At 64.2% G+C, this 25226-nt stretch carries 24 protein-coding genes; 14 read left to right on the top strand and 10 right to left on the bottom strand.

All coding sequences use genetic code 11. From position 1 onward, the window contains the following. Window positions 1–20 precede the first annotated feature (20 nt). A complete protein-coding gene (locus AC2FM3_RS14720) occupies window positions 21–2024 on the top strand; it encodes a hydantoinase/oxoprolinase N-terminal domain-containing protein (RefSeq protein ID WP_496683180.1) in 2004 nt (667 codons plus the stop codon). Window positions 2025–2027: 3 nt separating this feature from the next. Here AC2FM3_RS14720 and msrA read toward each other — a convergent pair whose 3' ends face one another. Next, the gene (gene msrA, locus AC2FM3_RS14715; protein ID WP_496683178.1) at window positions 2028–2540 is read right to left on the bottom strand and encodes a peptide-methionine (S)-S-oxide reductase MsrA; all 513 of its coding nucleotides are present in this window, start codon (window positions 2538–2540) and stop codon (window positions 2028–2030) included. After that, window positions 2537–2986 (bottom strand): peptide-methionine (R)-S-oxide reductase MsrB, encoded by a 450-nt coding sequence (msrB, locus tag AC2FM3_RS14710; protein ID WP_496683177.1) that lies wholly within the window; start codon window positions 2984–2986, stop codon window positions 2537–2539. The genes msrA and msrB overlap by 4 nt, the downstream gene beginning before the upstream one ends. Before the next feature lie 144 nt (window positions 2987–3130). On the opposite strand from msrB, the gene AC2FM3_RS14705 reads away from it, so the two are divergent. After that, window positions 3131–3652 (top strand): glutathione peroxidase, encoded by a 522-nt coding sequence (locus AC2FM3_RS14705; RefSeq protein WP_496683174.1) that lies wholly within the window; start codon window positions 3131–3133, stop codon window positions 3650–3652. Here AC2FM3_RS14705 and AC2FM3_RS14700 read toward each other — a convergent pair. The 4 genes from AC2FM3_RS14700 to ade form a co-directional block, all read right to left on the bottom strand. Next, window positions 3628–4515, bottom strand: coding sequence for a DMT family transporter (locus AC2FM3_RS14700; RefSeq protein WP_496683173.1), 888 nt, complete (start codon window positions 4513–4515; stop codon window positions 3628–3630). The two genes, AC2FM3_RS14705 and AC2FM3_RS14700, sit on opposite strands and share 25 nt — an antisense overlap. 132 nt (window positions 4516–4647) lie before the next feature. Beyond that, the gene (locus AC2FM3_RS14695) at window positions 4648–4935 is read right to left on the bottom strand and encodes an HU family DNA-binding protein (RefSeq protein ID WP_005979685.1); all 288 of its coding nucleotides are present in this window, start codon (window positions 4933–4935) and stop codon (window positions 4648–4650) included. Between the two features lie 130 nt (window positions 4936–5065). Next, the gene (locus tag AC2FM3_RS14690) at window positions 5066–6529 is read right to left on the bottom strand and encodes an AMP nucleosidase (protein ID WP_496683171.1); all 1464 of its coding nucleotides are present in this window, start codon (window positions 6527–6529) and stop codon (window positions 5066–5068) included. Beyond that, window positions 6526–8328, bottom strand: a complete 1803-nt coding sequence (gene ade, locus AC2FM3_RS14685; RefSeq protein ID WP_496683169.1) for an adenine deaminase — start codon at window positions 8326–8328, stop codon at window positions 6526–6528. The genes AC2FM3_RS14690 and ade overlap by 4 nt, the downstream gene beginning before the upstream one ends. A 127-nt stretch (window positions 8329–8455) precedes the next feature. On the opposite strand from ade, the gene AC2FM3_RS14680 reads away from it, so the two are divergent. Beyond that, complete coding sequence (locus tag AC2FM3_RS14680; protein WP_496683167.1) at window positions 8456–8881, top strand: VOC family protein; 426 nt, start codon at window positions 8456–8458, stop codon at window positions 8879–8881. Window positions 8882–8884: 3 nt separating this feature from the next. Here the strand turns inward: AC2FM3_RS14680 and AC2FM3_RS14675 are convergent, their stop codons facing one another. Then, window positions 8885–9769, bottom strand: coding sequence for a LysR family transcriptional regulator (locus tag AC2FM3_RS14675; RefSeq protein ID WP_496683166.1), 885 nt, complete (start codon window positions 9767–9769; stop codon window positions 8885–8887). Window positions 9770–9883: 114 nt separating this feature from the next. Here AC2FM3_RS14675 and AC2FM3_RS14670 point away from each other — a divergent pair, with 114 nt between their 5' ends. From AC2FM3_RS14670 to queF, 6 genes are all read left to right on the top strand, one after another. Beyond that, window positions 9884–10639, top strand: a complete 756-nt coding sequence (locus tag AC2FM3_RS14670; RefSeq protein ID WP_496683165.1) for a class II aldolase and adducin N-terminal domain-containing protein — start codon at window positions 9884–9886, stop codon at window positions 10637–10639. A gap of 11 nt (window positions 10640–10650) precedes the next feature. Continuing rightward, entirely contained in the window at window positions 10651–11640 is a 990-nt protein-coding gene (locus tag AC2FM3_RS14665) for a sterol desaturase family protein (protein ID WP_496683163.1), read from the top strand. Between the two features lie 172 nt (window positions 11641–11812). Continuing rightward, window positions 11813–12505: a 7-cyano-7-deazaguanine synthase QueC gene (queC, locus tag AC2FM3_RS14660; protein ID WP_496683160.1), complete on the top strand. Its 693-nt coding sequence runs from the start codon at window positions 11813–11815 to the stop codon at window positions 12503–12505. After that, on the top strand, window positions 12505–12861 hold the full coding sequence (gene queD / locus AC2FM3_RS14655) for a 6-carboxytetrahydropterin synthase QueD (protein WP_496683158.1): 357 nt from the start codon (window positions 12505–12507) through the stop codon (window positions 12859–12861). The genes queC and queD overlap by 1 nt, the downstream gene beginning before the upstream one ends. Then, the gene (queE, locus tag AC2FM3_RS14650) at window positions 12858–13577 is read left to right on the top strand and encodes a 7-carboxy-7-deazaguanine synthase QueE (protein ID WP_496683155.1); all 720 of its coding nucleotides are present in this window, start codon (window positions 12858–12860) and stop codon (window positions 13575–13577) included. The genes queD and queE overlap by 4 nt, the downstream gene beginning before the upstream one ends. 10 nt (window positions 13578–13587) lie before the next feature. Next, window positions 13588–14055: a preQ(1) synthase gene (gene queF / locus AC2FM3_RS14645; RefSeq protein WP_068347314.1), complete on the top strand. Its 468-nt coding sequence runs from the start codon at window positions 13588–13590 to the stop codon at window positions 14053–14055. A gap of 5 nt (window positions 14056–14060) precedes the next feature. Here queF and AC2FM3_RS14640 read toward each other — a convergent pair whose 3' ends face one another. Continuing rightward, complete coding sequence (locus tag AC2FM3_RS14640; RefSeq protein ID WP_496683151.1) at window positions 14061–15005, bottom strand: GlxA family transcriptional regulator; 945 nt, start codon at window positions 15003–15005, stop codon at window positions 14061–14063. Between the two features lie 78 nt (window positions 15006–15083). On the opposite strand from AC2FM3_RS14640, the gene AC2FM3_RS14635 reads away from it, so the two are divergent. Genes AC2FM3_RS14635 through AC2FM3_RS14625 form a run of 3 tightly spaced genes read left to right on the top strand, consistent with a single transcriptional unit; the run spans window position 15084 to window position 19086 of the window. Next, complete coding sequence (locus tag AC2FM3_RS14635; protein WP_496683149.1) at window positions 15084–16244, top strand: acyl-CoA dehydrogenase family protein; 1161 nt, start codon at window positions 15084–15086, stop codon at window positions 16242–16244. Then, window positions 16241–18310: an acetate--CoA ligase family protein gene (locus AC2FM3_RS14630; protein WP_496683147.1), complete on the top strand. Its 2070-nt coding sequence runs from the start codon at window positions 16241–16243 to the stop codon at window positions 18308–18310. Before AC2FM3_RS14635 ends, AC2FM3_RS14630 begins: the two co-directional genes overlap by 4 nt. Next, a complete protein-coding gene (locus AC2FM3_RS14625; RefSeq protein ID WP_496683145.1) occupies window positions 18307–19086 on the top strand; it encodes a carnitinyl-CoA dehydratase in 780 nt (259 codons plus the stop codon). The genes AC2FM3_RS14630 and AC2FM3_RS14625 overlap by 4 nt, the downstream gene beginning before the upstream one ends. A gap of 26 nt (window positions 19087–19112) precedes the next feature. Here AC2FM3_RS14625 and AC2FM3_RS14620 read toward each other — a convergent pair whose 3' ends face one another. Then, on the bottom strand, window positions 19113–19748 hold the full coding sequence (locus tag AC2FM3_RS14620) for a class I SAM-dependent DNA methyltransferase (protein WP_496683143.1): 636 nt from the start codon (window positions 19746–19748) through the stop codon (window positions 19113–19115). An 87-nt stretch (window positions 19749–19835) separates the two neighbouring features. On the opposite strand from AC2FM3_RS14620, the gene AC2FM3_RS14615 reads away from it, so the two are divergent. Beyond that, window positions 19836–20696, top strand: a complete 861-nt coding sequence (locus tag AC2FM3_RS14615; RefSeq protein WP_496683142.1) for an SDR family oxidoreductase — start codon at window positions 19836–19838, stop codon at window positions 20694–20696. On the opposite strand, the gene AC2FM3_RS14610 is transcribed toward AC2FM3_RS14615, so the two are convergent. After that, window positions 20697–22316, bottom strand: coding sequence for a GMC family oxidoreductase (locus AC2FM3_RS14610; RefSeq protein ID WP_496683141.1), 1620 nt, complete (start codon window positions 22314–22316; stop codon window positions 20697–20699). 304 nt (window positions 22317–22620) lie between these two features. On the opposite strand from AC2FM3_RS14610, the gene katG reads away from it, so the two are divergent. After that, complete coding sequence (katG, locus tag AC2FM3_RS14605; protein WP_496683139.1) at window positions 22621–24828, top strand: catalase/peroxidase HPI; 2208 nt, start codon at window positions 22621–22623, stop codon at window positions 24826–24828. Window positions 24829–25226: the final 398 nt, after the last annotated feature.

The following is a 25226-nucleotide window of genomic DNA, read 5'->3' as shown; positions in this document are numbered from 1 at the left end:
CGAACAGGATGGAGACCCCGATGGCGTTGGCTTTGGGCGTGGATACCGGTGGAACCTACACCGATGCGGTGCTGATCCGGGACGAGGAAGAGGTGATCGCCTCGGCCAAGTCCCTGACCACGCGCGAGGATCTTGCGATCGGCGTCGGGCGGGCGATTCAGGCGGTGCTGGACCGGGCGCAGGTCGCACCCGGCCAGATCTCGATGGCGTCGCTGTCGACGACGCTGGCCACGAACGCGCTGGTCGAGGGGCAGGGCGGGCGCGTTGCGCTGATATATGTTGGGTTTCGGGATGGTGATCTGGACAGGCATGGGCTGCGCGATGCGCTGAAGGGCGACCCGGCGCTGGTGATCGCGGGCGGGCACAGCCATGCCGGGGCCGAGGCCGCGCCGTTGGATACAAGGGCGTTGACCGAATTTCTGGACCAGCAGTCCGGGATTTCCGGGTTTGCGGTCGCGGCCCAGTTCGCCACGCGCAACCCCGCGCATGAGCTTGAGGTTGCGCGGATCATCACCGAGAAGACCGGCGCGCCTGTGACCTGCTCGCATCAGTTGTCGGCCAAGCTGAACGGGCCGAAACGTGCGGTGACGGCGGTGCTGAACGCGCGTCTGATCGGAATGATCGACCGCCTGATCGGCCGGGCGCAGGATGTTCTGCACGAGCTGGGCATCGACGCGCCGATGATGGTGGTGCGTGGGGACGGAGCCTTGATGAGCGCCGAGCAGGCGCGGGAACGGCCGATCGAGACCATCCTCAGCGGTCCGGCGGCCTCGATCGTGGGCGCGCGCTGGCTGACCGGAGTTCAGGACGCGCTGGTTTCGGATATCGGAGGGACGACGACCGATGTGGCGCTGATCCGCGATGGTAAACCCGCGATCGACCCGGCGGGCGCCCGGGTTGGCGGGTTCCGCACCATGGTCGAGGCGGTGGCGATGCGCACTCATGGTCTAGGCGGTGACAGCCAGGTGCATGTGGTGACCGAAGGCCTGCGCGGCGGCGTTTTCCTGGGTCCGCGCCGGGTGCTGCCGGTGTCTCTGATCGCGACCCAGGCGCCCGAGGTGGTCCATGCCGCGCTGGACGAGCAGTTGCGCGCGACCACGGTGGGCGAGCACGACACCCGTTTCGCCCGCCGTGTGCCCGGCATCTACGCCGAGGGTCTGGGTCCGCGTGAGGCGGGGCTGCTGGAGCGGCTGGGGGACAAGGTTCTGCCCCTGAGCGCCCTGTTGCGCACCCGGATGGAAAACGGCGCTCTGACCCGGCTGGTGGATCGCGGGATCGTTCAGGTCTCGGGGGTGACGCCGTCGGATGCCAGCCACGTTCTGGGGCGTCTGTCCGATTGGGATGCCGATGCCGCGCGCAAGGCGCTGGAACTGATTGCGCGCCGGCGTGTGGGGTCAGGCGACCGGCTGGCGGGCTCAGCCGAAGAACTGGCCGGGATGATCGTGGATCAGTTGACCGAACAGACGATTTTGACCTTGTTAGAGACTGCTTTTGCGGAAGAGGCCGAGGAGTTCGGCCTGCCGCCCGAGGATCTGGCGCGCCATGTGCTGACGCGGCGGGGGTTGCGTGGGCATCGTGGTCTGCTGGCGTTGGATACGAAGCTGAACGTGGATGTGGTCGGGCTGGGGGCCTCAGCGCCAAGCTATTACCCTGCGGTCGGTGAGCGGTTGCGCTGTACAATGGTGCTGCCCGACTATGCCGGGGTGGCCAATGCGATCGGGGCCGTCGTGGGGCGGCTGACCATGCGCCGGGCGGGCACCGTGACCGCTCCGTCCGAAGGCCGGTACCGCGTGCATCTGAACGACGGGCCGCAGGATTTCCCCACGCCCGAACCCGCGCTGGACCTGCTGGAGGCTGAACTGCGTCGCGAGACCGAAAGCGCCGTGCGCGAGGCCGGTGCCCAGGATGTCCGCGTGATCGTCAACCGCGACATCCGCACCGCCCGGATCGAGGGCAAGGATGTCTTTGTCGAGGCGATGCTGACCGTCGAAGCCAGCGGCCGCCCGCGGGTGGCCGTCGGCTGACCGCTATTCTGCAGCGCTGCTGCGTTTGGGCAGAACCCAGTCCGGGCGCGGGAAGTGGCAGGTATAGCCATTGGGGATACGCTGAAGGTAGTCCTGATGCTCGGGCTCGGCCTCCCAGAAATCGCCGACGGGTTCGACCTCGGTGACGACCTTGCCGGGCCACAGCCCGCTGGCATCCACATCGGCGATCGTGTCCAGCGCGATCCGTTTTTGGGTCTCGTCGCAGTAATAGATGGCCGAGCGATAGCTCATTCCGATGTCATTGCCCTGACGGTTCACGGTGGTCGGGTCGTGGATCTGGAAGAAGAACTCAAGCAGATCGCGATAGGTGACCTGCGCGGGGTCGAACCAGATCTCGATCCCTTCGGCATGGGTGCCGTGGTTGCGATAAGTCGCGTTGGGCACGTCGCCGCCGGTATATCCGACGCGGGTGCGCAGAACGCCGGGCAGCTTGCGGATCAGATCCTGCATGCCCCAGAAGCAGCCTCCGGCCAGAACGGCGCGTTGTTCGGTCATTTCGGGTCCTCCACTTGATCGAGGTATTCGCCATAGCCCTCGGCCTCCATGTCGTCACGATGGATGAACCGCAGCGCGGCGGAGTTGATGCAGTAGCGTAGCCCACCCTGGTCCAGCGGACCATCGGGAAACACATGGCCCAGGTGGCTGTCGCCGTGTTTCGAGCGGACCTCCGTCCGGATCATGCCCAGCGAGCGGTCCTCAAGCTCGGTGACGTGGTCATGCACGATGGGTTTGGTGAAACTGGGCCAGCCACAGCCCGATTCGTATTTGTGGGTCGAGGCGAACAGCGGTTCACCCGATACGACATCCACATAAATGCCCGGTTCCTTGTGGTGCAGGTATTTGCCGGTGCCGGGGCGTTCGGTCCCGTTGCGCTGGGTGACGTGGAATTCCTCGGGCGAGAGGGCGGCGACAACCGATGGATCTTTGGTATATTTTGACATGGGTCCTCCGGCGTTATTCCTTTCCCGAGATAATTGGGGTGCGCCGCGACAAAAGCAAAGCCCTGTTTTGCCCGGCTCGCGCGATCGTGCGGGTGATCTGCCGCCGTTCTTCGTGCGTATCAATGACAAAGAGGAGGTCAAGCCATGTTCAGAATGCTGCTGTTGTCTGCCCTGTTGCTGATCGGCCGGATGGTGCAGGCCGCGCCTGTGTCCGGAGAGTTCGCTTCAATTGATGGCGGCACGCTGTCGCTGTCGGATTGGCGCGGCCAGCCGGTTCTGGTGGTCAACACGGCCTCGCAATGCGGGTTCACCGGGCAATATGCTGGGCTGCAAAAGCTGCAGGACACCTATGGATCCGAGGGTTTGGTGGTTCTGGCGGTCCCGTCGGATTCCTTCAACCAGGAATTGGAAACCGCCAGCGAGGTCAAGGAGTTCTGCGAGTTGAACTATGACCTGACCCTGCCCATGACCGACATCACCCCCGTGACCGGTCCGCAGGCCCACCCGTTCTACAAGGCGGTTGCCGCCGAGACCGGGTTTGTGCCCAACTGGAATTTCAACAAGATCCTGCTGAGCCCCGAAGGCGAGGTCGTGGCGACCTTTGGGTCGACGACGCGGCCGGACTCCCGCAAGCTGCGCCGTCAGGTCGAGGCCCTGCTGCGCTGAACCGGCTGGCGTGACAACTGCACGGCCAGAATGCCCAGCGTGGTGACCGCAACACCGACGGCATCCATTGCGCCCAACCGTTCACCCAGAAGAATCGCGGCGATCGTGACCCCGAACACCGGGTTGAGGAAATGGAAGGTCGCCGCGCGGATCGGCCCGATCCGGTTGAGCAGCAGGAACCAGATCAGCGTGGCCAACAGGCCGGGGAACAGGGTCGTGTAGGTGAAGGCCAGCGCCAGCGGCCAGGTCGGGCGGACATAAACCGTCTCGAACAGCGGGGCGGCGATGAACAGAACCGCCGAGCCGACGAACATCTGCAGGCCGACGACCATCATGAAGTTCCCGCCCGAGGTCGCCCCGCGCACGGCCAGCGTGGCGAAAGTCAGAGCCAGCGCGCCCAGCCCGCAGAGGGCAACGCCGAACAGGTCGATCCCGGCGCTGATCCGGCTGCTCATGATCAGGGCCACACCGGCGAACCCGGCCAGCAGCCCCAGGACACCCAGCGGGCGCAACCGTTCCCCGAACAGCAGCCAACCGGCCAGCGCCACCAGCAGAGGCATGGTCGATGCGATGATCGCCGCGACCGAGGCCTCGACCGTTTGCATCGCATAGAAATTCAGACCCAAATACAGGGCATTCTGGCAGATTCCGAACAGGATGGTCGCGTACCATTGCGACCGCGTCAGGCGCCAGCTCTGGCCCATGGCCGCGGCGATGGCGACACCCAGGATGCCGGAAATCAAAAAGCGAACGGCCAGCGAAAACAGCGGCGAGGCATCCGCGACGATGATCCGCGCCGAGGTGAAGGCCGACGACCAGATGAAGGCAAAGGCCAGCCCCATGGCGATGGCGCGCGGATCCATGACAAGCCTCGTTTGAATTCCGTGGCGACTGTTCCCGATTTTCTCTGGGTCTGCAACCGGCGGATGGCAACGTGCGCATAGAAAAAGGGCCGCGAAACCGCGGCCCCTGTTTCGTACCACCTTGGGGTGGGATCAGCTGTTGACGCTGTCCTTCAGGGCCTTGGCGATGGTCATTTTCACGACCTTGTCGGCCTCTTTGGTGAAAGTCTCACCGGTGGCCGGGTTGCGCACCTGACGCTCGGGGCGCTCGCGGCAGTAGATCTTGCCGACGCCCGGCAGGGTCACAGCGCCACCGGCCGAAACTTCGCGGGTGATCAGGTTGGTGATCGCTTCCAGCGCCGCGTTCGCGGATTTCTTGTCGGTTCCCATTTCCTCAGCGAGAGCAGCAACCAGCTGAGTCTTCGTCATAGGCTTTGCCATTTCTTGGTCTCCTTAACGTGCCCGATCTATTGGGCCTCACCGCGTAACTGTAACGGGATATTGTGGGCGAACACAACGAATAGTAGCGCCGAACCCCCAAAAAATATGGGGATTTCGTTGCTTTTTTGCGTCAGAGGAAGGCCGTTTCGTCGAACGAGCGCAATTTCCGGCTGTGCAGACGTTCCAGCGGCATGCCCCGCAGGTGTTCCATCGCCCGGATTCCAATCGCCAGATGGCGGCCGACCTGAGTTGTATAGAACTCGGACGCCATGCCCGGCAACTTCAATTCGCCATGCAGGGGCTTGTCGGACACGCACAGCAAGGTACCGTAGGGCACGCGGAACCGATAGCCGTTGGCGGCGATCGTTGCGCTTTCCATGTCCAGCGCGATGGCGCGCGACTGGCTCAGCCGTTGCACCGGGCCGGATTGGTCGCGCAGTTCCCAGTTGCGGTTGTCGACCGAGGCCACCGTGCCGGTGCGCATGATCCGCTTCAGCTCATAGCCTTCCAGCTCGGTCACTTCGGCCACGGCGCGTTCCAGCGCGACCTGAACTTCGGCCAGCGGCGGGATCGGCACCCAGACGGGCAGGTCGTCGTCCAGCACCTTGTCTTCGCGCAGATAGGCATGGGCCAGCACAAAGTCGCCGAGGGCCTGCGTGTTGCGCAGCCCTGCGCAGTGGCCAACCATCAGCCAGGCATGTGGGCGCAGCACCGCGATGTGGTCGGTGGCGGTTTTGGCGTTGGATGGGCCGACGCCGATATTGACCAGCGTGATCCCCGACCCGTCGGCGCGTTTCAGGTGATAGGTCGGCATCTGCGGCAGTTTCAGCGGCTGGTCCAGCGGCGCGTCGGGGTCGGTGATCTCGACATTCCCGGTCGAAACGAAACTGGTATAGCCGCTGTCCGGGTCGGCCAGTTGCGCGCGGGCATAGTTCTCGAATTCCGAGACGTAGAACTGGTAGTTTGTGAACAGAACGTGGTTCTGGAAATGGTCCGGGTCGGTGGCTGTGTAGTGGGCCAGCCGGGCCAGCGAGTAATCGATGCGTTGCGCTGTGAACAAGGCCAGCGGGCCGACGCCATCCAGCGGTTCGTGCACACCGTTGACGATGTCGTCATTGGTGGTGGTCAGATCGGGCACGTCGAACACGTCGCGCAGGGTGAACCCCGCCGCACCCTGATGCGGAACCACCAGATCGGGGTTGCCGGCCACGGCGAAATGCACCGGCATCGGCGTGGTCGATGGGCCGATGGTCACCGGCTGGTTGTGGTTCTTGATCAGCAGCGCGATCTGCTGCGTGAGGTAGGACCGGAACAGATCCGGCCGGGTTACCGTCGTGGCATGGACCCCCGGCTCGGACACGTGACCAAAGCTCAGGCGGCTGTCCACATGCGCGTAGGACGCCGTACGGATACGGATTTCCGGATAATAGGCTCTGTACCGGACCTTGGGCGCGCCGCTTTCCATCGCCTCGGCAAAGCTTTCGCACAGAAAGGCGGTGGCCTCGTTATACAGCTCTTCCAGCCTGGCAACGGCTGCGGCGGCATCGGTGAAAATCTCGGGGTCCCGTGGTTCGGGCGTTGTTATTTTTGTCATGCGAGGGGTTCCAGAAGGTCAATTTTTTCGAATGTGCGGACATCCACCAGTCCCAGATCGGATATCCGCAGTTCGGGGATCACGACAAGGGCCAGCAGCGAGTGCTGCATGTAGGCATTGTTCAGCTGACAGCCGCAGGTCTGCATCGCCTCGACCATCTTTTGCGCCTTGGCCGCGACGTCGGAGGCCGGGCTGTCGGACATCAGGCCGGCGATGGGCAGTTCGACCAGCGCCAGCTCTTCGCCGTCGCGGAAGATGGTGATGCCGCCGCCCACTTCGGCCAGACGATTGGCGGCCAGCGCCATCTGATCGCGGTCGGTGCCGACCACGATCATGTGGTGGCTGTCATGCGCCACGGTCGAGGCCATGGCCATCCGGCCCTGATAGCCAAAGCCCGAGACGAAGGCGTTGGTGACGCCGCCCGTGGCCCGGTGCCGCTCGACCAGCGCGATCTGGCAGACATCGCCTTCGCCCTCGACCAGCCCGCCGATGATGGGCAGCTCGGCCTTCAGCGCCTGGGTGGGGGCCTGGTTTTCCACCACGCCGATCACGTTGGCGCGGACGCGGTTGGCGCCCTCGGGCGCGGGGATCTCGAAATCGGCGGCGGTCAGGGCATGGCCCAGATGTACTGTGTTGCGCGCCCGGTCGGGCCAGTCGTAATGCGGGCAATCCACCTTGATCGCGCCATTTTCGGCCACCACCTGTCCGCGCGCGATGACCATCTCGATCGGCAAGTCGGTCAGGTCCGAACTGAGGATCACGTCCGCCCGGCGGCCCGGCGTGATCGAGCCGACCTCGCGCTCCAGCCCGAAATGGGTGGCTGTGTTGATCGTGGCCATCTGCAGCGCGATCAACGGGTCGCAACCGCAGGCGATGGCATGACGGACGACGCGGTTCATGTGGCCCTCGTTCACCAGCGTGCCCGAATGGCAGTCATCGGTGCACAGGATGAAGTTGCGCGGGTCCAGCCCTTTTTCGGTGACGGCGGTGATCTGGCTTTCCACGTCATACCAGGCCGAGCCCAATCGCATCATCGACCGCATCCCCTGCCGCACCCGGGCAATGGCGTCAGCCTCGCAGGTGCCTTCGTGGTCATCCGCCGGACCGCCGGCGACATAAGCGGCAAAATCAGGCCCTAAATCAGGGGATGCATAGTGTCCGCCCACGGTCTTGCCCGCGCGCTGGGTGGCGGCGATTTCGGCCAGCATTTTGGGGTCTGCATGGATCACGCCAGGAAAGTTCATCATCTCGCCCAGCCCGATGATGCCGGGCCAGGTCATGGCCTCGGCCACGTCTTCGGCGGTGATCTCATAACCGGTGGTTTCCAGACCCGGCGCCGAGGGCGCGCAGGACGGCATCTGGGTAAAGATATTGACCGGCTGCATCAGCGCTTCGTCATGCATCATCCGCACGCCGTCCAGCCCCAGCACGTTGGCGATCTCATGCGGGTCGGTGAACATCGACGTCGTGCCATGCGGGATCACCGCGCGGGCGAACTCGGCCGGGGTCAGCATACCGGATTCGATGTGCATATGCGCGTCGCACAGGCCGGGGATCATGTAGCGGCCCTTGGCCTCGATGATCTGCGTGTCGGGGCCGATGCAGTGGCTGGCGTCGGGGCCGACATAGGCCACGCGTCCGGCGGCGATGGCGATTGCATGATCGGGCAGCGCCTCGCGGCTGTGTACGTTGATCCAGATCCCGCCGCGAATGACCATGTCGGCGGCTTCGCGGCCGGCGGCAACGGCGATCAGGCGGGGGGCGACGTCGGGCCAAGAGGGGAAGGGTGCGTATTCCATGGCACAACTTTCCCGAATGCATCGGAAGGTGCAACCCCTGCCGTGCCACCTTCATGAAACCGTCATCCGGCCCGGTCCGGGGCAGCAAATGCTTGATCCGTGCCGCGATGCGGGGTCTTGTAGAGACATGGATTACGAAACCATAGATGCGGACAGTTTCGGCCGCAGCCTGCGCGGCATCGGGCTGAACCTGCTGGTGCGCGACGTGCGGGCGGAATGCGCTTTTTTAGAGACTGTTTTTGGCCTGAAATCCCATCAAGTGACGGCGGATTTCGCCATCGTCACCTATGGCGATCAGGTGTTTCAGCTGCATTCGGACGGCACCTATCATTCCAACCCGCTGCTGGGGCTGGTTCCCGAAACGCCCCCACGCGGTGGCGGGATCGAGATTCACTTGTACGACACCGACCCGGACGAGGCGGCAGAGCGCGCCAGGTCCGCTGGCGCGGTCGTCCTGCAGGAGCCGACCGACAAGCCCCATGGCCTGCGCGAGACCTATATCCTTTGCGAGAACGGCTATGCCTGGATCGCCAGCCGCCCCAAGGACGGCTGAAGGTTAGGCGCGGTGTTGCTCGGCCGCGATTTCCGCCCTGATCCACTCGGCAAAGGCCACGGCACCCGGCGTCTCCTCGGCCTGGGGCGACAGCAGCAGGTAATAGGCTTCGGGCATCGGCGCGCGATGCTCGAACGGCGCGATCAGACGGCCTTCGTCCAGAAGGCGCTTTGCGATGGTATCATGGGCCAGGCACAGCCCGCCGCCGGCCATCGCAACGGACAGGCCGACCATATAGGTCGTGGCATAGGTGATCGGTGGATTGCCCCAGTTTAGACCCTGATCTTCGGCCCAACTGGCCCAGTTCGACAGCAGGTTGGAGCAATCGTAGAGCGGTTGCCGCTGAAGGGTCTCCAGCGTGACCGGGAAACCGGGGGCGCAGACCGGGTAATAGTGATCGCTGCGCAAAAGCTCAGTGCGGACCGTGTCGGCCGGGCGCAGGGAATAGCGGATTTCCACCGCCGCGCCTTCGGCCATCTCGCGCGGCTCCCACAGTTCGGTGAAAATGTTCAGGTGGACATCGGGGTGCAGCGCGCGGAACGCGGGCAAGCGGGGGGCCAGCCAGTTCACCGAAAAGGTGATGTTGCATTGAACCTGAACGGTATTTTCCTGTTGCCCGGTCACGGCCTGGGTGCCGCGTACCAGCGTCCGGAACGCTTCGCGCACCACGGGCAGATAGGTGATCCCGGCCTCGGTCAGTTCCAATGCGCGGGGACGGCGGTGAAACAGAGGTTGACCCAGATAGCCCTCGAGCGATTTGATCTGCTGGCTGACGGCGCTTTGCGTCATGTTCAGATCGCGCGCCGCGCCGGTGAAGGACAGGTGACGGGCCGCGGCCTCGAAGGTGCGCAGCCAGCCAAGCGGGGGAAGGGGAGTCCGGGGTTTCATAATCCAACCATAAGCTCAGCTAATGCCAAAACACCAATTTTTTCGTTGGTCAATTGCGCCCCGGCCCGGCACGGTTTGTATCAGCCCTCTGCCCAAGCCTAACGGAGCCTCCGGATGAGCGTCACCAATCTGAAGCCGAATATCGACCATTGGCAGGAGCGCGTGGACATGGCCGCGGCCTTCCGTTGGACCGAAAGGTTGAACATGCATGAAGGGGTCGCCAACCATTTCAGCCTTGCCGTGAACGAGGGTGGCACGCAGTTCCTGATGAACCCGAACCAGATGCATTTCGCGCGCATCCGTGCCTCGGACCTTCTGCTGCTGGATGCCAACGATCCCGACACGATGAGCAAGCCCGGCGCACCGGACCCCACCGCATGGGGGCTGCATGGCTCGATTCACCGCAGGTGCCCGCATGCGCGTTGCGTGATGCATGTGCATTCGATCTTTGCCACCGTCCTGGCCTCCTTGGCCGACAGCACCCTGCCACCGATCGACCAGAACACAGCAACCTTTTACAACCGCTATGTCATTGATGGCGAATTTGGCGGTTTGGCCTTTGAAAGCGAGGGTGAGCGTTGCGCCGCAATGCTGCAGGACCCGAAAAAGAAAGTCATGATCATGGGCAACCACGGTGTGCTGGTGATCGGCAGCGATGCGGCAGATGCCTTTAATAGACTCTATTATTTCGAGCGCGCCGCCGAGACCTATGTTCGCGCCCTTCAGACGGGCCGGCCGTTGCGGCTGCTTTCGGACGAGATCGCCGAAAAGACCGCGCAGGAGCTGGATAACTATCCGGGGCAGGCCGAGGCCCATCTGCGCGAGATCAAGGCCGTTCTGGATGCCGAAGGCTCGGATTACGCCGCCTAGAGGGTTTTGCCATGACCGATGCCTCGCATGATCCCGAAGCTGCCCGCTGGCACTATCGGCCATCTGATCCAGTGGCGTTGAACCCTTTGTTCAGCTGGCCGCCCAGACCGATGGCGGTAGTGAAATGGTACAGCGGTGCGTGGTTGCAGATCACCGCGCTGACCCTGTGCATGGTGTTGGCGCTGACAGCTTATGTGCTTTTCCTGCCGCCGCTCGAGGCGATGCAAAGCTTCGCACCCGGTTGGATGTTCCGCATCTGGCTGCTGAACATGGTGCCTCAGATCCTTGTTGCGGGTGGGCTGCATTGGTGGCTCTACATGCGCAGGGGCCAGGGCATGTACAAGAAGTTCGACCGCCGCGACCTGACGCGCAACAACGGCATCTTCACCTTCAACAACCAGGTCTGGGACAACATCTGGTGGACCCTGGGCAGCGCCATGACGGTGGCGACCGTCTATCAATGGGGCATCTACTGGGTGATGGCCAACGGTTGGGTGCCAACCGTCACATGGGAACAGGCGCCGGTCTGGTGCGTGGTCTGGATGCTGTTCATCCCGATGTGGTCGGGGCTGCACTTCTATTGGGTGCACCGGCTGGAGCATCATCCGAAACTGTTCAAGCATGTGCACGCCGTGCATCACCGGAACGTCAATGTTGGTCCGTGGTCGGGCATCTCGAACCACTGGTACGAGAACCTGCTGTATTTCACGACCTATTTCATCCACCTGATCGTGCCGTCGCACCCGCTGCATCTGCTGTTTCACGCCTATTTCCAGCAGGTCAGCCCGATCCTGTCCCATTCGGGGTTCGAAAAGCTGAAAGCGGGGGAAACCGAAGCGGCGCGCGCGGGGGATTTTTTTCACCAGTTGCACCACCGGTATTTCGAGTGCAACTATGGCACGTCCGAGTTTCCCTTCGACCGGTGGTTCGGCACCTATCACGACGGCTCGGCCGCGGCGACGGAACGCACCCGCGCCTACAAGAAAAGGCGGTTCGGCTGAAGGGCACCAGCCGAAACTCAAGGTGTGACACCGTCTGGACAAGCCGCCGATGGGCGGCTTTCCGTTTTGAAGGGTCTTTACCTTTCCGCGCGGGGTCTGATAGACGCCGCTGGTCCGGATGAACCGGGCGCCGGTCGCAGCCTACCCGGCTTACAAAACAAGGATCTGAAAAGTGAAGACAATCGTGATCTGCTCGGGCGGACTGGATTCGGTTTCTCTGGCGCACAAGGTTGCCGCCGAAAACGAACTGATCCGCCTGATCTCTTTCGACTACGGTCAGCGTCACCGCAAGGAAGTCGAGTTTGCCGCCCGCTGCGCGGAGCGGCTGGGCGTGCCGCATGACCTGATCGACATGAGCCGTATCGGCAAGCATCTGTCGGGCTCGGCCCTGACCGATGACGTCGACGTGCCCGACGGGCACTATGCCGAAGAGAACATGAAGGTCACCGTGGTCCCGAACCGCAACGCCATCATGCTGGCCATCGCCTTTGGCGTGGCCGCCGCCAAGCAGGCGGATGCCGTGGCGACGGCGGTGCATGGCGGGGATCACTTCATCTACCCCGACTGCCGGCCGGAATTCACCGAAGCCTTCGAGGTCATGCAGACCAAGGCGTTGGACGGATATGCCAATGTCAGACTCTATACGCCCTTCGTCCACATCCCGAAATCGGCCATCGTGACCGAGGGCGCAAAGCACGGCACGCCGTTTGCCGACACCTGGTCCTGCTACAAGGGCGGCGAGACCCATTGCGGCCGTTGTGGAACCTGTGTCGAACGGCGCGAGGCGTTTCACATCGCCGGCATTGAAGACCCGACCGTCTATGCCGATCCCGAGTTCTGGAAAGCCGCGGTGGAGGGGCACTGATGTTCCGTATCACCAAGGAATTCCACTTCTCGGCCTCGCATCAGCTGTGCCACCTGCCCGACGACCACCCCTGCGCGCGTCTGCACGGGCACAATTACATCGTCGAGGTGGAACTGGCCGCCGAAGAGCTGGATGCAAATGGTTTCGTGGTGGACTACCGCGATCTGAAGCCGCTCAAGACCTATATCGACGAGGAACTGGATCACCGGCACCTGAACGACGTGTTCGGGCATGACATGGTCACCTCGGAGCGACTGGCGAAAGAGATCTTTGACTTCTGCAAGGCGCGCTGGGCGCAGACCAGCGCGGTGCGGGTCAGCGAGACGCCCAAGACCTGGGCGGAGTATCGGCCGTGAAACCGCTGCGCATCGCCGAGATCTTCGGCCCCACGATCCAGGGCGAAGGCGCCGTGATCGGGGTGCCGACCGTCTTCGTGCGGGCGGGTGGCTGCGATTACCGCTGCAGCTGGTGCGACAGCCTGCATGCGGTGGACAGCGCCTATCGCCATGACTGGACGCCGATGACCCCCGAACAGATCTGGGCGCAGGTCGAAGCCCTGTCCGGCGGCACACCCCTGACCGTGTCGCTGTCGGGCGGCAACCCGGCCATTCAGGATTTCGGCCCGCTGATCGCGCTGGGCAAATCCAAGGGCTATGACTTCGTGATGGAAACCCAGGGCTCGGTGGCGCAGGACTGGTTCCGCGAATTGTCCACCCTTATCCTCAGCCCGAAACCGCCCTCGTCCGGCGAAACCGTCGACTGGGCGCGGTTCGAGGACTGCATCGCCCGGGCCGACGGCGCGCCCACCGTCATGAAGATCGTGATCTTTGATGATGAGGATTACCGCTGGGCCCGCGCCGCGGCCGAGCGGTTTCCAGCACTGCCGCTTTATCTGCAACCGGGCAACCACACCCCGCCGCCACCCGACGCCGAGGATGCCGAGATCGACATGGACGGGATCATGTCCCGCTATGAATGGCTGATCGACAAGACCCTCGGCGACCGCTGGTTCACCCCCACCATCCTGCCGCAGCTGCATGTCCTGATCTGGGGCAACAAGCGCGGTGTATGAGGCTCTAACAATGGCAAACCAAGACATCTACGCAAACCTGACCCAACTGGGCAGCAAGACCGACCTGCCGAACTCGCCCGAAGAGGCGGTGCTGGAGCGGGTGCCGAACCCGCAGGCCGGCACCGATTATGCCGTGCGCTTCACCGCGCCGGAGTTCACCTCGCTCTGCCCGCTGACGGCGCAGCCGGATTTCGCGCATATCGTGATCGACTATGTGCCGGGTGACTGGCTGGTGGAAAGCAAGTCGCTCAAGCTGTTCCTGGGTTCGTTCCGCAACCATGGCGCGTTCCACGAAGATTGCAGTGTCACGATCGGCAAGCGGCTGGAAGAGGTGCTGGAGCCGAAATGGCTGCGTGTCGGCGCCTATTGGTATCCGCGCGGCGGTATCCCGATCGACGTGTTCTATCAGACCGGGCCGGAGCTGCCGGGCGTGTGGATCCCCGATCAGGGCGTTCCCACCTATCGCGGGCGCGGCTGACCGCGTTACGAGGCCGCCCGGATCGCGCGCGGCGAGGTGCCGAACTCGGCGCGGAAGGCGCGGGTCATCGCGCTGGGGTCGTTATAGCCCGCGCGCAGGGCGATCTCGCCGATGGGCAGATCGGTCTCGGATACCAGCTTGCGGGCCAGGTTCAGGCGCAGGCGGCGATAGACCTGCGCGGGGCTGGCCCCCAGATCGGCCCGCATCCGCGATTCCAGCGCCTTTTGCGAGCGGCCGACGCGCCGTGCGACCTCGGGGATGGGCAGGGGCGTTTCCAGATGTTCCTGCATCAGCGCCAACGCTTTGTTGACGAAGGCGCTGGCCGACCCGGCCCCGCCCATATGTGAACGGGCTGAATCGCGGGTCATGAACAGCTGCGCGACCTCCAGCGCCAATGCCTGTCCATGATCCCGCCCGATCAGGTGCATCACCAGGTCAAACGCCGCCATCGCGCCCGAGCAGGTGATGCGGTCTCCGTCGATGACGTATCGTTCGCGGCAGGTCTCTACCTCGGGGAAGCGTTCCGAGAACCCCGTCAATTCCTCCCAGTGGATGGTCGCGCGATGCCCGTCCAGCAAGCCGGCCTCGGCCAGCAGCCAGCTGCCCGTGTCCATGCCTGCCAAGATGCGGAACCGTTGCGCGGCGGCGCGCAGGCTGGCCTGCGTGCGCCAGCCGCCGTGATCGCGAAAGCCATAGGATGGCATGACCGCCAGCAGGTCGCCGGACACGTTGCCGAGCCTGTCATGCGGCGACACCTGCAGCCCCGAGGATGAGGTCACCGGCCCCGCGTTCAGCGACAGAAACTGCCACTTGTAGAGCGTGCGCCCCGACAGCGTGTTGGCCGCGCGCAGCGGCTCGACTGTGTTGGCCAAACAGTGGTTCAAAAACCCGTCGAACAGCAACACGCCGAAATGCTGCATCGCAGAGGTCGATTTAGTCCATTTCTGCATATTCAACGTCTAATGCTGCATGAAAAGACGCGCAAGACCGGTCACGCTGTTCGCAACATCTGCACTTGGAGAACCGCCATGCAATTCGGTCTGTCCGAAGAACAGGAAATGATCGTCTCGACCGTCCGCAGCTTTGTGGAGAAAGAAATCTATCCCCACGAAGAGCTGGTCGAGCGCACCGGAGAGGTGCCGAAAGAGATCGCCGACGAGATCAAGCGCAAAACGATCGAACTCGGCTTCTACGCCTGCAACTTCCCCGAAAGCGTGGGTTGCGCCGGGTTGAACCACCTGGAATTCGCGCTGGTCGAACGGGAACTGGGCCGTGGGTCGATGGCGCTGAACCATTTCTTCGGGCGGCCGCAGAACATCCTGATGGCCTGTCAGGGCGATCAGGTCGAACGCTATCTGATGCCCGCCGTGCGCGGCGAGAAGATGGATGCGCTGGCGATGACCGAACCGGGCGCGGGTTCGGATGTGCGGGGCATGAAGTGTTCCGCCGTTCATGATGGCGGCGATTGGGTGGTGAACGGCACCAAGCATTTCATCTCGGGCGCGGAACATGCCGATTTCATCATCGTCTTCATCGCCACGGGCGAGGATCAGACGCCGAAAGGCCCCAAGAAGCGCATCACCGCCTTTCTGGTCGATCGCGGCACGCCGGGGTTCACCATCCGCGACGGCTACAAGTCGGTCAGCCATCGCGGTTACAAGAACATGGTGCTGGAGTTCGACGACTGCCGCCTGCCCGACGCGCAGGTGCTGGGCGAGGTCGACGGCGGGTTCGAGGTGATGAACACCTGGCTTTACGCCACCCGCATCACCGTGGCCGCCATGTGCGTGGGTCGCGCGCGGCGGGCCTTCGACTATGCGCTGGACTATGCCGCCACGCGCGAACAGTTCGGCCAGAAGATCGGCAAGTTCCAGGGCGTCAGCTTTCAGATCGCCGACATGATCACCGAGATCGACGCCGCCGACCTGCTGACCCTGGCCGCTGCCGACCGGCTGGACAAGGGCCTGCCCGCCAACCGCGAGATCGCCTCGGCCAAGCTTTTTGCCTCGGAGATGCTGGCGCGGGTGACCGATGCGGCGATCCAGGTGCATGGCGGGATGGGTCTGATGGATGACTATCCGCTGGAACGGTTCTGGCGCGATGCCCGAGTGGAGAGGATCTGGGACGGTACCAGCGAGATCCAGCGCCACATCATCAGCCGCGACCTGCTGCGCGCGTTGGGGGCATGAACGTGGCGCCGGGCCTGAACGGCGCGGCGGATGTGCTCACGCCGGGAAAACTCGCCGCGCTGAGGCGGATGCTGGGGTTTCGTTCGCTGGCGGTGATCGGCGGGGGCGCTTGGTGTGCCGAGGTCATCCGGCAGGTGCGGAAACTGGGGTTCACCGGTCCGGTCTGGCCGGTGCATCCCAAGGCCGACGAGGTGGCGGGCGAGCGCGTCTTTGCCACGATCGAAGACCTGCCCCAAGCGCCCGACGCGGCCTTTGTCGGCATCAACCGCCGCGCGACCATCGAGGCGGTCGAGGTTCTGTCCCGCATTGGCGCGGGCGGGGCGGTGTGTTTCGCCTCGGGCTTTACCGAGGCGCGGGCTGAGGATGCGGACGGGCCGGACTTGCAGGCGCAGCTTGTGGCTGCAGCGGGGGACATGCCGATCCTCGGCCCCAACTGCTATGGCTTCGTCAACGGACTGGACCGGGTGGCGATATGGCCCGACCAGCACGGGATGCGCCCGGTGGAGCGGGGTGTCGCCATTCTGACGCAAAGCTCAAACATCGCCATCAACATGACCATGCAGCGCCGGGCGCTGCCGCTGGCTTTCATGCTGACCTGTGGGAATCAGGCACAGTCCCACCAGGCCGAAATCGCCATGGCCCTGCTGGAGGATGACCGGATCACCGCCATCGGTGTGCACGTCGAGGGCTTTGGCGACCTGCGTAAATGGGAGGCGCTGGCCGCCCGTGCGCGCGAGCGCGGCGTGCCGATCGTGGCGCTCAAGGTGGGGCGGTCGGAACATGCCCAAGCCGCAACAATCTCGCACACGGCATCGCTGGCAGGCGGTGATGCCGGGGCGCAGGCGTTTCTGGACCGGCTGGGCATTGCGCGTCTGGGCGATGTGCCAAGCTTCCTGGAAACGCTCAAGCTGTTCCACGTCGCCGGCAGGCTCGGCGGGAACGGCCTGAGCATGATCAGCTGTTCGGGGGGCGAAGCCAGTCTGGGAGCCGACATGGCGGTCGGGCGGGATCTGCATTTTCCACCGCTGACACAGGATCAGCGAAGAGAACTGCGCACGGCGTTGGGGCCGATGGTGGCGCTGGCAAATCCGCTCGACTACCACACCTATATTTGGCGCGACACTCAGGCGATGACGCGGGCGTGGAAGGGAATGACAGGCCCGGATGTGGCTCTGACACTGTCGATTGTGGACTACCCGCATACGGATGCCACCGACTGGGCCTGCGCAACACAGGCGGCGCTGAACTGCTCAAGCGAAACCGGCAGGCCCTTTGCCGTGGTGGCGACCCTGCCCGAGCTGATGCCCGAAGACGTGGCGCAAAAGCTGCTGGACGGTGGTGTGGTTCCCTTTGCCGGCCTGCACGAGGCGTTGGCCGCAGCCGAGGCAGCCGCCCGCCCGCTGCCCGAGCAGGCCGCGCCTGTCCAGTTGCCCGGTAAGCGGGAGGCGGACACAACCCTGACCGAGGCCGAGGCGAAACAGGCGCTTGCGAAACACGGCCTGACGGTGCCGCGCAGCGTGGTCTTTCCGGCCGATCAGGCTGAAGAGGCGACACGCCACCTGACCGGCCCCTTCGCGGTCAAGGGCGTCGGGCTGGCGCACAAATCCGAACATGGCGCGGTTCTGCTGGGCGTGGAGGCGAGCGAAATCGCGGACGCCGCCCGCCGGGTGGGCACCGCCGACGTGCTGGTCGAGGAAATGGCGGCCGGCGGTGTTGCGGAACTGCTGATCGGTGTCACGCGCGATCCGGCGCATGGGTTCGTGCTGACCCTCGGCGCCGGGGGCGTCCTGACCGAGATCCTGCGCGATACCGTGTCGCTGCTGGTGCCCTCGGATCGTAACGCGACCCGGGCGGCGCTGGGCAAGCTGGCCTGTGCCCCGCTGCTGGCGGGCTATCGCGGCAAGCCCACAGCCGATCTGGATGCGATTCTCGACGCCATCGACGCGGTGCAGTCCTACGTGATTGCCAATGCCGACACCGTCAGCGAAGTTGAAATCAACCCGCTCATCTGCACCGCGACGGGCGCGGTGGCGGTTGATGCCCTGATCCGAAAGGCAAGCTCATGAACCCAGTGAAGACCAAACGCGACGGCGCCATTCTGGAAGTCACCCTGGACCGGCCCAAGGCAAACGCGATCGACTTGGCCACCAGCCGGGTGATGGGCGAAGTGTTCCGCGACTTCCGCGATGATCCCGACCTGCGGGTGGCGATCCTGACGGGGGGCGGAGAGAAATTCTTCTGCCCCGGCTGGGATCTGAAGGCCGCGGCTGAGGGCGATGCCGTGGATGGGGATTACGGGGTCGGCGGTTTCGGTGGCCTTCAAGAGCTGCGGGACATGAACAAGCCGGTGATTGCCGCCGTGAACGGGATTGCCTGCGGCGGCGGTTTGGAACTGGCCTTGAGTGCCGACATGATTCTGGCGGCCGATCACGCCACCTTTGCCCTGCCGGAAATCCGCTCGGGCACGGTGGCGGACGCGGCCAGCGTCAAGCTGCCCAAGCGCATACCTTACCACATCGCGATGGAACTGCTGCTGACCGGCCGCTGGTTCGACGCCGAAGAGGCGCATCGCTGGGGCTTGGTGAATGAGATCGTCCCGGCCGACCAGCTGATGGACCGTGCATGGGAGCTGGCTCGCCTGCTGGCCAGCGGTCCGCCGCTGGTCTATGCCGCGATCAAGGAGATCGTGCGCGAGGCCGAGGATTCCAAGTTCCAGGACATCATGAACCGCATCACCAAGCGGCAGCTGCGCACGGTCGATGTTCTCTATGGCTCCGAGGACAATCTGGAAGGCGCCCGCGCCTTTGCCGAGAAACGCGACCCGGTCTGGAAAGGGAAGTAGCGGCACACGAACTGGCCTGACGTCGCTCAGGCCTTTTCGAACAGCGCGAGATAGGCGGTGTCGCCCTTGTTGGGGCCTGAGGCGAGGTCGCCGTAGATGCGGACCGGGGTCAGGGTCAGATGTTCCATCCGGCCCTCGGCCTGCAGATTGTCGAAGGCGGTTGCGAATCCCAGCGCCTCGAAGTGTTTGGCGTTGATCGACAGGGCGAATTGCGCCCCGGGCCGGGCCACCCGCAGCAGGGCGGGCAGAACCTCGGGGCCCAGATGGCCGTGGGTGAAGGTGCCCGACGATACGATGCCCGAATAGCTGTCACGCGGAACCGGGATGCCCTCATTCAGGTCAGCCTCGATCGCGTCGCGGTAGATGTCCTTGCGCATGGCCTTGTCCAGCATCTCGGCGCTGATGTCGGTGGCGTCGATCGGCCCCACGCCCAGATCGGCCAGAACCGCGCCGCACAGGCCGGTTCCCGCGCCCACATCCAGCACCGGGCCCTGTCCCCCGGCGCCGACAAAGGCGCGGGCGGTGTGGATATGCAGCTGGTAATCCTCGCGCGCGGCGAATCCGCGATCGTAATCTCCCGCCCATTCGGCATAGAGCCGTTTGTTGTCTGCCGGAGTTTTCAGCGCATAGGCCGCGTGCAGGCTGGGTTTGTCATCGCTCATCACACCATGAAGGCGCAGGCGGAGATTCGAATCAAGTGCGTCCATCCGGCGCTTGCATCCCGCCCGCGGCGCGATCAACAAGGGGCCATGACTGGAACTCTTTTTTCATTCGGGCACGGCTATACCGCGCGCGCGCTGTCGCGCCGGCTGGCCCCCAAGGGTTGGCGCATCGTCGGAACCACCCGCGATGCCGCCGAGAAAGACGCCATCCGCGCCACCGGGGCCGAACCGCTGGTCTGGCCGGGCGAGGACCCCGATCTGAACGGGGTCACGCATCTGTTGATTTCGACCGCGCCCACGGCCAAGGGAGATCCGGTTCTGGTCGCTCTGCGGGATGAGCTCGCCGCCCGCGCCGGGCGGTTCGACTGGGTCGGGTACCTGTCGACCACCGCCGTCTATGGCGACCACCAGGGCGGTTGGGTCGATGAGTCCACGCCGGCGACCCCGACGGCCGAGCGCGGGCGCTGGCGGTTGCAGGCCGAGCAGGACTGGGCCGCAATTCCCGGCCTGCCGCTGCACATCTTTCGCCTTGCGGGCATCTACGGGCCGGGGCGGGGGCCGTTCTCCAAGCTGAAGAAAGGCGGGCTGCGGCGGATCATCAAGCCGGGGCAGGTGTTTTCGCGCATTCATGTCGAGGACATCGCACAGGTGCTCGAGGCGTCGATGCTCCGTCCCGATCCGGGCGCGATCTACAATGTCTGCGATGACAAACCGGTGCCGCCGCAGGACGTGATCGGCTATGCCGCGCAGCTTCAGGGCCTGCCGCTGCCGCCTGCGGTGGATTTCGATACGGCTGACCTGACGCCGATGGCCCGCAGCTTCTACAACGAGAACAAGCGCGTTCGGAACGACCGGATCAAGACCGATCTGGGCGTGAAGCTGAAATACCCCAACTATCGCGTGGGCCTTGAGGCGCTGCACGCGGATCAGGCGTTGAACGACGACTGATCAGGCCACATCCGCCAGGATCATGTCGGCGGCCTTTTCCGCGATCATGATCGTGGGCGCGTTGGTGTTGCCTGAAACCAGCGTCGGCATGACCGAAGCATCGACCACCCGTAGCCCCTGCATCCCGCGCACCCGCAGCTGTGGATCGACCACCGCCATGTCGTCCACTCCCATCTTGCAGGTGCCCACGGGGTGATAGATCGTATCGGCCCGCGCGCGGATATGGCGCTCCCAATCCGTGTCGGTCCGGGCGGTGTCGGTGCCGAACATTTCCTTGTGGCGGTATTCGGCAAGGGCCGGAGCCTCGAGGATTTCGCGCGTCATCCGCGCGCCCTTGATCATTGTGTCCAGATCGCGCGGGTCGGACAGATAGGCCGGGTCGATCGCCGGGGCGGCAAAGGGGTCGGCGCTGTGCAGCGAGACGGTGCCGCGGCTTTCGGGGCGCAGCTTGCAGATATGGCAGCTGAACCCATAGCCCAGATGCAGCTTGCGCGCGTGGTCGTCCACCAGCGCGATGGTGAAATGCAGCTGGATGTCGGGGCGGTCCAGATCGGGAGAGGTCTTCAGAAAGGCGGCGCCTTCCGCAAAGGGGGTGGCAGCCATCGACACCCCGGTCTTGCGCCACCGCATGAGGTGTTTGATCAGCCCCACCGTACCGGCGGCGCCGATGCCGAAATTGTCTGTGTCCTTTGTCTTGTAGGCCAGGATGAAATCCAGGTGATCCTGCAGGTTCTTGCCCACGCCTGGCAACGCGTGGCGGACGGCGATGCCATGCGGGGTCAGGTCCTCGGGGTCGCCGATGCCCGACAGCTGCAGCAGTTGCGGCGATTTCAGCGCGCCCGAGCAAACCAGAACCTCGCGCGTGGCGGTGACGGTGAGGTCGGCGCCCTTACTGCCCTGGCGATAGATCACGCCCGTGGCGCGGTGGCCGTCAAAGGTGATCTCGCGCGCCTGCGCCCCGGTGATGACCGTCAGGTTCGGCCGGTCCATGACTGGAAACAGATAGGCCGCGGCGGCCGAGCACCGCTCGCCGTTTTTGGCGGGGTCATGGAACTGGGTGACTTGGTACAGCCCCGCGCCTTCGTTGTCGCCGCGATTGAAATCGTCGGTCACCTTGTGCTGCAACTGGGCGGCGGCCTCGACGAAGGCGCGCGTGATCGGGCGTTCTTCTTTCTGATCGGACACCTGAAGCGGGCCGTCGGCGCCATGCAGGTCATCCGCGCCGCGTTCGTTGTTCTCGGACCGTTTGAAATAGGGCAGGACGCTGTCCCAGTCCCAGCCCCCGCAGCCCAGATCGGCCCAGCCGTCATAATCCTGCCGTTGCCCGCGCACATAGAGCATCGCGTTGATCGCGCTGGATCCGCCCAGGGCCCGGCCGCGCGGCTGATAGCCCTTGCGGCCGTCCAGCCCCGGTTGCGGCACCGTCTCGAAGGCCCAGTTGTTGATCCTGGGTCGCCCCGGCAGCATTGCGACCACCCCGGCGGGCATTCGGACCAGAATGCCGTTTCCGCCCCCGCCCGCCTCGAGCAGGCAGACCCGCGTGCCCGGATTGGCGCTCAGACGGTTGGCCAGTACACATCCCGCGGACCCTCCGCCGACGATGACGTAGTCGAATTGCATGGCGATCCTCCCCTGTGGCCAGCGCGGTGTCGCGCGTCACAGCCCGCAGTTTGAAGCACCGGCCGCAAAAGGCAATCTGGGCGTTGGGGAACGCCGCGTCATGTGGATGGGGATCGGTTTGAAGGAACCCGGCAGAGCCATAATCAATATCTATCAAATCAATCCGAAAACAAAATTTTTTCTCATGGCTGGGATTTGCTATAACTCGGGGTATCCCGGTGGACTTCGGTCCGCCCCTTTTTGACGTGCCATTCGCACGGTTGCCTCGCAAACAGACTGATACCAGCCAGGATCGGAGATTGAGATGGACGGAAGCGACACCCCCAACACGGGCCAATGCCCCATCATGCACGGCGCCGGAACCCGATCGAATCGGGACTGGTGGCCCAACCAGCTGAACCTGGCGATCCTGCATCAGCACCAGCCGGTCAGCAATCCTCTGGGCGCCGATTTCAACTATGCCGACGCGTTCAAGAAGCTGGATTACCAGGCGCTCAAGCAGGACCTGTATGATCTGATGACGGATTCGCAAGATTGGTGGCCGGCGGACTATGGCCACTACGGCGGACTGTTCATCCGCATGGCCTGGCACAGCGCCGGAACCTATCGTACCGCGGATGGTCGGGGCGGGTCCTCGACCGGTTCCCAGCGGTTCGCGCCGCTCAACAGTTGGCCCGACAACGGCAACCTGGACAAGGCGCGCCGCTTGCTGTGGCCGATCAAGCAGAAATACGGCAACCAGATTTCCTGGGCCGACCTGATGATTCTGGCCGGCAACTGCGCCATCGAATCGATGGGCGGCAAGACCTTCGGCTTTGCCGGCGGCCGCGAGGATATCTGGGCGCCCGAGGAAGACATCTATTGGGGCCCCGAGGCCGAATGGCTGGCCACCAGCGATACCGAAGGCAGCCGTTATACCGGCGACCGCGAGCTGGAAAACCCGCTGGCCGCCGTGCAGATGGGCCTGATCTACGTGAACCCCGAAGGCCCCGACGGCAAGCCGGACCCGGTGGCCTCGGGCCGTGACATCCGCGAGACTTTCGCGCGGATGGCTATGAACGACGAGGAAACGGTGGCGCTGACCGCGGGCGGCCATACCTTCGGCAAGATGCACGGCGCGGGCGATCCCAGCCATGTGGGCCCCGAGCCCGAAGCCGCCCCGATCGAGGCGATGGGGTTCGGCTGGCTGTCCACCTTCGGCAAGGGCAAAGGGCGCGACACTATCACCAGCGGGCTGGAAGGTGCCTGGACCGCGAACCCGATCCGGTGGGACAACGGCTATTTCGACGTGTTGTTCAAATATGATTGGGAACTGGTCAAAAGCCCGGCCGGGGCCTGGGTCTGGACACCCAAGGACATCCAGCCCGAGGACATGGCTCCCGATCCGGAAGACCCGTCGAAGCGGGTTCCGATCTTCATGTCGACCGCCGACATGGCGATGCGGATGGATCCGATCTATGGCCCGATCTCGAAGCGGTTCCACGAGAACCCCGAAGAATTCGCCGATGCCTTCGCGCGCGCCTGGTTCAAGCTGACCCACCGCGACATGGGCCCCAAGATCCGGTATATCGGCCCCGAGGCGCCGGACGAGGAGCTGATCTGGCAGGACAACGTGCCGCCGGTGGATCATGACCTGATCGACGCGGAGGATATCGCCGATCTCAAGGCCCGGATTCTGGACAGCGGCTTGTCGATCCCACAGCTGGTCTCGACCGCTTGGGCGTCGGCCTCGACTTTCCGCGGCTCTGACAAGCGCGGAGGCGCCAACGGTGCGCGGATCCGGCTGGCCCCGCAGAAGGACTGGGCCGTGAACGAGCCGGAAAAGCTGTCCCAGGTGCTCTCGGTCCTCGAAGGCATCCAGGCAGCGTTCAACGCGGCGCAAAGCGGAAACAAGAAAGTGTCGCTGGCCGATCTGATCGTTCTGGGCGGGGCCGCCGCCGTCGAACAGGCCGCCGCTGCCGCCGGGCACAAGGTCGGGGTCCCCTTCGCCCCGGGCCGCACGGACGCATCGCAGGAGCAGACGGATGTCGAATCCTTCTCGGTGCTCGAACCCATGGTCGACGGGTTCCGCAACTATCAGCGCCAGGAATACAGCGTCTCGCCCGAGGACCTGCTGGTGGACAAGGCCCAGCTGTTGACCCTGTCGGCGCCCGAGATGACCGTTCTGGTCGCCGGGCTGCGGGTTCTGGGTGCAAACCACGGCGGATCGACGCATGGCGTGTTCACCGACCGGGTCGGAGCGCTGAGCACCGATTTCTTCACCAACCTGCTGGATATGGGAATCGAGTGGAAACCTGCGGAGGACCAGCCGGGCGTGTATGAAGGCCGCGACCGGGCCACGGGCGACGTGAAATGGACTGGCACGCGCGTCGATCTGGTGTTCGGCTCGAATTCGCAACTGAGGGCGATTTCCGAGATTTACGGGCAGGCGGATGCGGACGGCAAGTTCGTGTCTGACTTCGTCGCCGCCTGGACCAAGGTGATGAACGCGGACCGGTTCGACCTGGTCTGAACCGCAGGTTCGCTGACCCATGGAGGCCGCCCCGATATTGATCGGGGCGGCCTTTTGTATTGCTGCGAATGCTTCGACCCATGTCCCGACAGCGGATTCCCACTGCGATTCCGCGCTGCGGCATCATTTGCGAAAGTTTCTCGGGGCGAAACGGGCGTACGGTTGGATGAAAGCTGCATGATGAAGTCGTTAATTAAATGTAATTTAATAGAAAAATCGTCATCTGAGAAAAAAATGGAAGTTTTTTGAAAATGGGTCTTGCAGGTCCCGGACCTAATCCGTAAATACCCCTTCACCGGCGCTGGTGAGGCGGTGGTGACGGGCTGGAGAGGCGGCCTGACGGACTGGAAAGACGGTTGTGACGCTCAGGAGAGACTGGGGCATCTTGAGGATTTGTT

The organism is Ruegeria sp. BHSB172 (assembly GCF_059613165.1).
This window is presented reverse-complemented; position numbering and strand designations above follow the sequence as displayed.